15 protein-coding genes are annotated in these 7,984 nt (G+C 54.8%); all 15 read right to left on the bottom strand.

The window, feature by feature from the left end:
- Positions 1-18 precede the first annotated feature (18 nt).
- Positions 19-405, bottom strand: coding sequence for a 50S ribosomal protein L17 (gene rplQ, locus ACRESJ_RS22970; RefSeq protein ID WP_007970429.1), 387 nt, complete (start codon positions 403-405; stop codon positions 19-21).
- A gap of 42 nt (positions 406-447) precedes the next feature.
- Entirely contained in the window at positions 448-1,449 is a 1,002-nt protein-coding gene (locus ACRESJ_RS22975; RefSeq protein ID WP_007924176.1) for a DNA-directed RNA polymerase subunit alpha, read from the bottom strand.
- 22 nt (positions 1,450-1,471) lie between these two features.
- Entirely contained in the window at positions 1,472-2,092 is a 621-nt protein-coding gene (rpsD, locus tag ACRESJ_RS22980) for a 30S ribosomal protein S4 (RefSeq protein ID WP_003210056.1), read from the bottom strand.
- An 18-nt stretch (positions 2,093-2,110) separates the two neighbouring features.
- Complete coding sequence (gene rpsK / locus ACRESJ_RS22985; protein ID WP_002555466.1) at positions 2,111-2,500, bottom strand: 30S ribosomal protein S11; 390 nt, start codon at positions 2,498-2,500, stop codon at positions 2,111-2,113.
- A gap of 30 nt (positions 2,501-2,530) precedes the next feature.
- Entirely contained in the window at positions 2,531-2,887 is a 357-nt protein-coding gene (rpsM, locus tag ACRESJ_RS22990) for a 30S ribosomal protein S13 (protein WP_042729624.1), read from the bottom strand.
- A 130-nt stretch (positions 2,888-3,017) separates the two neighbouring features.
- Positions 3,018-3,134, bottom strand: a complete 117-nt coding sequence (gene rpmJ / locus ACRESJ_RS22995; protein ID WP_002555468.1) for a 50S ribosomal protein L36 — start codon at positions 3,132-3,134, stop codon at positions 3,018-3,020.
- A 27-nt stretch (positions 3,135-3,161) separates the two neighbouring features.
- The gene (secY, locus tag ACRESJ_RS23000; RefSeq protein WP_431759971.1) at positions 3,162-4,490 is read right to left on the bottom strand and encodes a preprotein translocase subunit SecY; all 1,329 of its coding nucleotides are present in this window, start codon (positions 4,488-4,490) and stop codon (positions 3,162-3,164) included.
- Complete coding sequence (rplO, locus tag ACRESJ_RS23005; RefSeq protein ID WP_007896782.1) at positions 4,491-4,928, bottom strand: 50S ribosomal protein L15; 438 nt, start codon at positions 4,926-4,928, stop codon at positions 4,491-4,493.
- A gap of 3 nt (positions 4,929-4,931) precedes the next feature.
- The gene (rpmD, locus tag ACRESJ_RS23010) at positions 4,932-5,108 is read right to left on the bottom strand and encodes a 50S ribosomal protein L30 (RefSeq protein WP_003176408.1); all 177 of its coding nucleotides are present in this window, start codon (positions 5,106-5,108) and stop codon (positions 4,932-4,934) included.
- A gap of 2 nt (positions 5,109-5,110) precedes the next feature.
- Entirely contained in the window at positions 5,111-5,611 is a 501-nt protein-coding gene (gene rpsE, locus ACRESJ_RS23015; RefSeq protein ID WP_003186035.1) for a 30S ribosomal protein S5, read from the bottom strand.
- 3 nt (positions 5,612-5,614) lie between these two features.
- Positions 5,615-5,965, bottom strand: coding sequence for a 50S ribosomal protein L18 (gene rplR, locus ACRESJ_RS23020; protein ID WP_003186037.1), 351 nt, complete (start codon positions 5,963-5,965; stop codon positions 5,615-5,617).
- 10 nt (positions 5,966-5,975) lie between these two features.
- Entirely contained in the window at positions 5,976-6,509 is a 534-nt protein-coding gene (gene rplF / locus ACRESJ_RS23025) for a 50S ribosomal protein L6 (RefSeq protein ID WP_166363237.1), read from the bottom strand.
- 12 nt (positions 6,510-6,521) lie between these two features.
- Entirely contained in the window at positions 6,522-6,914 is a 393-nt protein-coding gene (rpsH, locus tag ACRESJ_RS23030) for a 30S ribosomal protein S8 (protein WP_017848802.1), read from the bottom strand.
- A 208-nt stretch (positions 6,915-7,122) separates the two neighbouring features.
- Positions 7,123-7,428, bottom strand: coding sequence for a 30S ribosomal protein S14 (gene rpsN / locus ACRESJ_RS23035; RefSeq protein WP_003176414.1), 306 nt, complete (start codon positions 7,426-7,428; stop codon positions 7,123-7,125).
- A 13-nt stretch (positions 7,429-7,441) separates the two neighbouring features.
- Positions 7,442-7,981, bottom strand: coding sequence for a 50S ribosomal protein L5 (gene rplE, locus ACRESJ_RS23040; protein WP_003210069.1), 540 nt, complete (start codon positions 7,979-7,981; stop codon positions 7,442-7,444).
- Positions 7,982-7,984: the final 3 nt, after the last annotated feature.

Consider the following 7,984-nt stretch of genomic DNA (forward strand, 5'->3'; position numbering starts at 1 on the left):
TTGTTTCAGACTGACGTCTTACTCGGCGGATACAGCTTCGCCAGCAGTAGCACGATCAACCAACTCGACGTACGCCATAGGCGCGTTGTCGCCAGCGCGGAAACCGCACTTGAGGATGCGCAGGTAGCCACCCTCACGGGTAGCGTAACGCTTGCCCAGGTCGTTGAAGAGCTTACCAACGATAGCTTTCGAACGAGTACGGTCGAAAGCCAAACGACGGTTAGCAACGCTGTCTGTCTTGGCCAAAGTGATCAGCGGCTCGGCAACGCGGCGCAGTTCTTTAGCTTTTGGCAGAGTAGTTTTGATCAGCTCGTGCTCGAACAGCGACACCGCCATGTTTTGGAACATGGCCTTGCGGTGCGAGCTGGTGCGGCTCAGGTGACGACCACTTTTACGATGACGCATGGTTCATTCCTTACCAAACACTACGTTCGGTGATTACGACGATCAGGCAGTCGCCTTGTCGTCCTTCTTAAGACTTGCAGGCGGCCAGTTGTCGAGGCGCATGCCGAGGGACAGACCGCGGGAGGCCAGAACGTCCTTGATTTCAGTCAAGGATTTCTTGCCCAGGTTCGGAGTCTTCAACAGTTCTACTTCGGTACGCTGAATCAGGTCGCCGATGTAGTAAATGTTTTCCGCCTTAAGGCAGTTAGCCGAACGTACAGTCAGTTCCAGATCGTCAACCGGGCGAAGCAGGATCGGATCGATCTCGTCTTCCTGCTCGATAACCACTGGCTCACTGTCACCTTTGAGGTCGACGAACGCAGCCAACTGCTGTTGCAGAATGGTTGCAGCGCGGCGGATAGCCTCTTCAGGATCCAGAGTACCGTTGGTTTCCAGATCAATAACCAGCTTGTCCAGGTTAGTACGCTGCTCGACACGGGCGTTTTCCACCACGTATGCGATACGGCGAACCGGGCTGAACGAAGAGTCGAGCTGCAAGCGACCAATGCTGCGGCTTTCGTCTTCATCGCTCTGACGCGAGTCTGCCGGCTCATAACCACGACCACGAGCTACTACGAGCTTCATGTTCAGGGCGCCGTTAGACGCCAGGTTAGCGATTACGTGATCGGGGTTAACGATCTCGACATCATGATCCAGCTGAATATCGGCAGCGGTAACCACCCCCGAACCCTTCTTCGACAAGGTCAGCGTAACTTCGTCACGGCCGTGCAGCTTGATAGCCAGACCTTTAAGGTTCAACAGGATTTCAATTACGTCTTCCTGTACACCTTCGATGGCGCTGTACTCGTGGAGCACACCGTCAATCTCGGCCTCGACTACTGCACAGCCGGGCATTGAGGACAACAGGATGCGGCGCAGCGCGTTGCCCAGGGTGTGGCCAAAGCCACGCTCGAGAGGCTCGAGAGTGATCTTGGCGCGGGTTGGACTGACAACCTGCACATCAATGTGGCGGGGTGTCAGGAACTCATTTACCGAAATCTGCATGGATGCACCTATTTTCTAGCCCTTACTTGGAGTAGAGCTCGACAATCAGGCTTTCGTTGATGTCGGCGGACAGATCACTGCGAGCTGGAACGTTCTTGAAAACGCCCGACTTCTTCTCAGTGTCTACTTCTACCCATTCTACGCGGCCACGTTGGGCACACAGATCGAGAGCTTGGACAATGCGAAGTTGATTTTTTGCTTTCTCGCGAATCGCGACCACGTCACCAGCACGAACCTGGTACGACGGGACGTTAACGGTTTGGCCGTTTACGCTGACGGATTTGTGCGATACCAGCTGACGGGATTCGGCACGAGTCGAACCAAAGCCCATACGGTATACAACGTTGTCCAGACGGCATTCGAGCAGTTGCAGCAGGTTCTCACCGGTTGCACCTTTCTTGCCAGCAGCTTCTTTGTAGTAGCCGCTGAATTGACGCTCGAGAACGCCGTAGATACGACGGACCTTCTGCTTTTCACGCAGTTGGGTGCCGTAGTCGGACTGGCGACCGCGGCGTTGGCCGTGGATACCAGGTGCTGCTTCAATGTTGCACTTCGATTCGATCGCGCGCACGCCGCTCTTCAGGAAGAGATCGGTGCCTTCGCGACGAGCGAGTTTGCATTTTGGACCAATGTAACGAGCCATTCTTTACAATCTCCTGGATTACACGCGGCGCTTCTTCGGCGGACGGCACCCGTTGTGCGGGATTGGCGTCACGTCGGTGATGCTGGCGATCTTGTAGCCACAGCCGTTCAAAGCGCGGACTGCGGATTCACGACCTGGACCTGGACCTTTGACGTTAACGTCGAGGTTTTTCAGGCCGTATTCCAGCGCAGCTTGACCAGCACGTTCAGCAGCTACTTGAGCAGCAAACGGGGTGGACTTGCGGGAACCGCGGAAACCCGAACCACCGGAGGTAGCCCAGGAAAGAGCGTTACCTTGACGGTCGGTAATGGTCACGATGGTGTTGTTAAAAGATGCATGGATGTGGGCGATGCCATCAACCACTGTCTTTTTAACTTTTTTACGAGGACGAGCAGCAGGTTTTGCCATGATTAAATTCCTGTCGATTCGCTGGGGCGATTACTTGCGGATCGGCTTACGCGGACCTTTACGGGTACGCGCGTTGGTCTTGGTACGCTGACCGCGTACTGGCAGACCACGACGATGACGCAGACCGCGATAGCAACCGAGGTCCATCAAGCGCTTGATTTTCATGTTGATTTCGCGACGCAGGTCACCTTCAGTGGTGAACTTCGCCACTTCGCCACGCAGCTGTTCAATTTGCTCGTCGCTCAGATCCTTGATCTTTGCTGCTGGGTTTACACCAGCGTCTGCACAGATCTTCTGTGCAGTAGTGCGACCAACACCATAGATGTAGGTCAGCGAGATAACAGTATGCTTGTTATCTGGAATGTTAACGCCTGCAATACGGGCCATTCAGTGGGACTCCAATTGACAGCTACCTACGCCCCGGAAGCCAAGAAATAGGGCGCGAGATAATATCGCTGTAATAACAAATAATCAACCCGGTAGCGCACTAGCTACCGGGCTTGAAGCACAATCACACTCAGCCTTGGCGCTGTTTGTGACGCGGTTCCGCGCTGCAAATTACTCGAACAACACCTTCGCGGCGAATAATCTTGCAGTTACGGCACAGCTTTTTCACCGATGCACGAACTTTCATCACCAACTCCTCGAACCTTATGGGTACTCAGCGCAACATGCCGCTGCCGTAACCCTTCAGGTTGGCTTTCTTCATCAGGGATTCGTACTGGTGCGAAACGAGGTGCGATTGTACTTGGGACATGAAGTCCATCACAACCACGACGACGATCAGCAACGAGGTCCCGCCAAGGTAGAACGGAACGTTTGCTGCAACCACCAGGAACTGGGGCAACAGGCAGACGGCCGTCATATATAGAGCACCGAACATGGTCAAGCGAGTCAGAACGCCATCAATGTAGCGCGCAGACTGCTCACCTGGACGAATGCCCGGAATAAAGGCACCGGACTTCTTCAGGTTTTCCGCTACGTCTTTCGGATTGAACATCAACGCCGTATAGAAGAAGCAGAAGAAAATAATCCCTGCACTAAACAGCAGAATATTCAACGGCTGACCAGGAGCGATCGACTGCGAGATGTCCTGCAGCCAGCCCATACCTTCAGACTGACCGAACCAGGCACCCAACGAAGCCGGGAACAGCAAAATGCTGCTCGCGAAAATGGCCGGAATAACGCCGGCCATGTTCACCTTCAGCGGCAAGTGGCTAGTCTGCGCAGCAAAAACCTTGCGGCCCTGCTGACGCTTGGCGTAGTGAACAGCAATACGACGCTGACCACGCTCAATGAACACCACGAAACCGATAATCGCTACTGCCAGCAAACCGATGGCAACCAGGGCAAAGATGTTGATATCACCCTGACGTGCAGACTCAAAAGACTGCCCGATCGCTCTCGGAAGACCGGCGACGATACCCGAAAAAATCAACATCGAGATACCGTTGCCAACACCACGCTCAGTAATCTGCTCACCCAGCCACATCATGAACATCGCACCAGCCACAAAAGTGGATACCGCGACGAAATGGAAGCCAAAGTCACCAGTGAACGCAACGCCCTGCCCGGCCAGACCAATGGACATGCCAATAGCCTGGACCAGAGCGAGAGCGACGGTGAGGTAGCGGGTGTACTGGCTGATCTTGCGACGGCCAGCTTCACCTTCCTTCTTCAACTGTTCCAGCTGCGGGCTGACGGCTGTCATCAGTTGCATGATGATCGATGCCGAAATGTACGGCATGATCCCCAGTGCAAAAATGCTCATCCGCTCCAGCGCGCCGCCGGAAAACATGTTGAACAAGCTAAGAATGGTCCCCTCATTCTGTCGAAACAGGTCCGCGAGTCGGTCCGGGTTGATACCTGGAACCGGGATGTGTGCGCCTATTCGGTAGACGATAATCGCCAGGAACAGAAAACGCAGACGAGCCCAAAGTTCAGACATACCGCCTTTGCCGAGCGCAGAGAGAGCACCTTGCTTAGCCATTTATTCCTCGAACTTGCCGCCAGCTGCTTCGATAGCCGCACGCGCACCTTTGGTGGCGCCGATTCCCTTGCCGATAGTGACAGCGCGAGTCACTTCACCGGACAGCATGATTTTCACACGCTGTACGTTGACGTTGATCACGTTGGCATCTTTCAGGGACTGCACGGTGACGATGTCGCCTTCCACTTTAGCCAGCTCGGACAGACGCACTTCTGCGCGATCCATGGCTTTCAGGGAAACGAAACCGAACTTCGGCAGGCGACGATGCAGCGGCTGTTGACCGCCTTCAAAGCCTGGAGCGATGGTGCCACCGGAGCGGGAGGACTGACCTTTGTGGCCACGGCCACCGGTCTTGCCCAAACCACTACCGATACCACGGCCCGGACGATGCTTTTCGCGACGGGAACCCGGCGCTGGACTCAGATCATTGAGTTTCATCGATTAACCCTCGACACGCAGCATGTAGTAAGCCTTGTTGATCATCCCGCGATTCTCGGGAGTATCCTGGACTTCTACAGTGTGACCGATGCGACGCAGACCCAGACCCTTAACGCACAGTTTGTGGTTAGGGATACGGCCGGTCATGCTTTTGATCAGCGTTACTTTTACGGTAGCCATGATCAGAAGATCTCCTTGACGCTTTTGCCACGCTTGGCGGCAATGGATTCAGGAGACTGCATTGCTTTCAAACCCTTGAAAGTGGCGTGAACCACGTTTACCGGGTTAGTCGAGCCGTAGCACTTGGCCAGAACGTTCTGAACGCCAGCAACTTCGAGGACAGCACGCATAGCGCCGCCAGCGATGATACCGGTACCTTCAGAAGCAGGCTGCATGTACACCTTCGAAGCGCCGTGAGCGGACTTCATTGCGTACTGCAGAGTGGTGCCGTTCAGATCAACCTGGATCATGTTGCGGCGAGCAGCTTCCATAGCCTTCTGGATCGCAGCAGGCACTTCACGCGACTTGCCACGGCCGAAGCCAACACGGCCCTTACCATCACCAACCACGGTCAACGCGGTGAAAGTGAAGATACGGCCGCCTTTAACGGTTTTGGCTACGCGGTTAACTTGAACCAGCTTCTCGATGTAGCCTTCGTCGCGCTTTTGGTCGTTATTTGACATAACTTAGAACTCCAGCCCAGCTTCACGAGCAGCATCAGCCAGCGCTTTAACGCGGCCGTGGTACTTGAAGCCAGAGCGGTCGAAAGCCACCTGCGAGACGCCAGCGGCCTTAGCACGCGTAGCGACCAGCTGGCCAACCTTAGTGGCCGCGTCGATGTTGCCAGTGGCCCCATCACGCAGTTCTTTATCCAAAGTCGAGGCGCTTGCCAGGACTTTGTTGCCGTCGGCCGAAATGACCTGGGCGTAGATGTGCTGCGAAGAGCGGAACACGCAGAGACGCACGACTTCGAGTTCGTGCATTTTCAGGCGTGCTTTGCGAGCGCGACGCAGTCGAGTAACTTTTTTGTCGGTCATTTGCTATGCCCTACTTCTTCTTGGCTTCTTTACGACGGACGACTTCGTCCGCGTAGCGCACACCTTTGCCTTTGTACGGCTCTGGTGGACGGAAGTCGCGGATCTCGGCGGCCACTTGACCTACCAGCTGCTTGTCGATGCCCTTGATCAGGATATCGGTCTGGCTAGGAGTCTCAGCGGTGATGCCTTCCGGCAGTTCGTAATCCACTGGGTGCGAGAAGCCAAGAGCCAGGTTCAGCACTGTGCCTTTTGCTTGCGCTTTGTAACCAACACCGACCAGCTGGAGCTTGCGCTCGAAGCCTTGGCTTACGCCTTGGACCATGTTGTTTACCAACGCACGAGTGGTACCGGCCATTGCGCGAGTTTGTTGATCGCCATTGCGAGCAGCGAAACGCAGCTCACCAGCTTCTTCAACGACTTCAACGGACGAATGGACGTTCAGTTCGAGAGTGCCCTTGGCACCCTTCACCGAAAGCTGTTGGCCTGCGAATTTTACTTCGACACCGGCTGGCAGCTTAACGGGGTTCTTAGCGACGCGAGACATGCTTATCCCCCCTTAGAACACAGTGCAAAGAACTTCGCCGCCGACACCGGCAGCGCGCGCAGCACGATCAGTCATCACACCTTTGTTGGTGGAGACGATAGACACACCGAGACCGCCACGAACTTTCGGCAGATCTTCGACGGACTTGTACTGACGCAGGCCTGGACGGCTAACGCGCTTCACTTCTTCGATAACCGGACGGCCTTCGAAATATTTCAGCTCGATAGACAGCAGTGGTTTGATTTCGCTGCTGATCTGATAACCCGCAATGTAACCTTCGTCCTTCAGGACTTTGGCAACAGCTACCTTCAAAGTAGAAGATGGCATGCTTACGACGGACTTTTCAGCCATCTGGGCATTACGGATTCGAGTTAGCATGTCCGCTAACGGGTCCTGCATACTCATGGGCTAGACGCTCCTAATACAGAAAAATTAGCCTTACGGCTACTACGTGTCGCCGAGAATCTCCGAGCATAAAAACACGGGCTCAGGCGAGCCGGGTATTCTAGACACACCCCAGAAATGAATCAAGCCCCAATAGGGGCTTGATCCAGATTCAAGGCCACCGGTGGTCAGGATCTTGCGATCCTGGACACCGAGACTTTGACAGTACTTACCAGCTGGCTTTAACCAGACCCGGTACGTCACCACGCATGGCAGCTTCACGCAGTTTGTTACGGCCGAGGCCGAACTTGCGGTAAACGCCGTGTGGACGACCGGTCAGGCGGCAGCGGTTACGCATGCGCGAAGCGCTTGCGTCACGTGGCTGCTTCTGCAGAGCAACTGTAGCTTCCCAACGCGCTTCTGGACTTGCGTTCAGATCAACGATGATAGCTTTCAGTGCTGCACGCTTCTTGGCGTACTTGGCAACCGTGAGCTGACGCTTCAGCTCGCGGTTTTTCATGCTCATCTTGGCCATGGTCCTACTCCAATCAGTTGCGGAACGGGAATTTGAATGCACGCAGCAGAGCGCGGCCTTCATCATCGTTCTTGGCAGTGGTGGTCAGGGTGATGTCCAGACCGCGGAGAGCATCGATCTTGTCGTAGTCGATTTCCGGGAAGATGATCTGCTCTTTAACGCCCATGCTGTAGTTACCACGACCATCGAAGGACTTGGCATTCAGGCCGCGGAAGTCGCGGACCCGAGGCAGGGAGATCGACAGCAGACGATCCAGGAATTCGTACATACGCTCACGGCGCAGAGTCACTTTGACGCCGATCGGCCATCCTTCACGGACTTTAAAGCCAGCGATGGATTTACGAGCGTAGGTCACAACGACTTTTTGGCCGGTGATCTTTTCCAGGTCAGCAACAGCGTGCTCGATGACTTTTTTGTCGCCGATCGCTTCGCCCAGACCCATGTTCAGGGTGATTTTGGTAACGCGCGGAACTTCCATCACGTTCGAAAGCTTAAGTTCTTCCTTAAGTTTCGGTGCGATTTCCTTCCGGTAAATCTCTTTTAGTCGTGCCATGGT

This window comes from Pseudomonas sp. (assembly GCF_050739655.1).
GTDB lineage: Bacteria > Pseudomonadota > Gammaproteobacteria > Pseudomonadales > Pseudomonadaceae > Aquipseudomonas.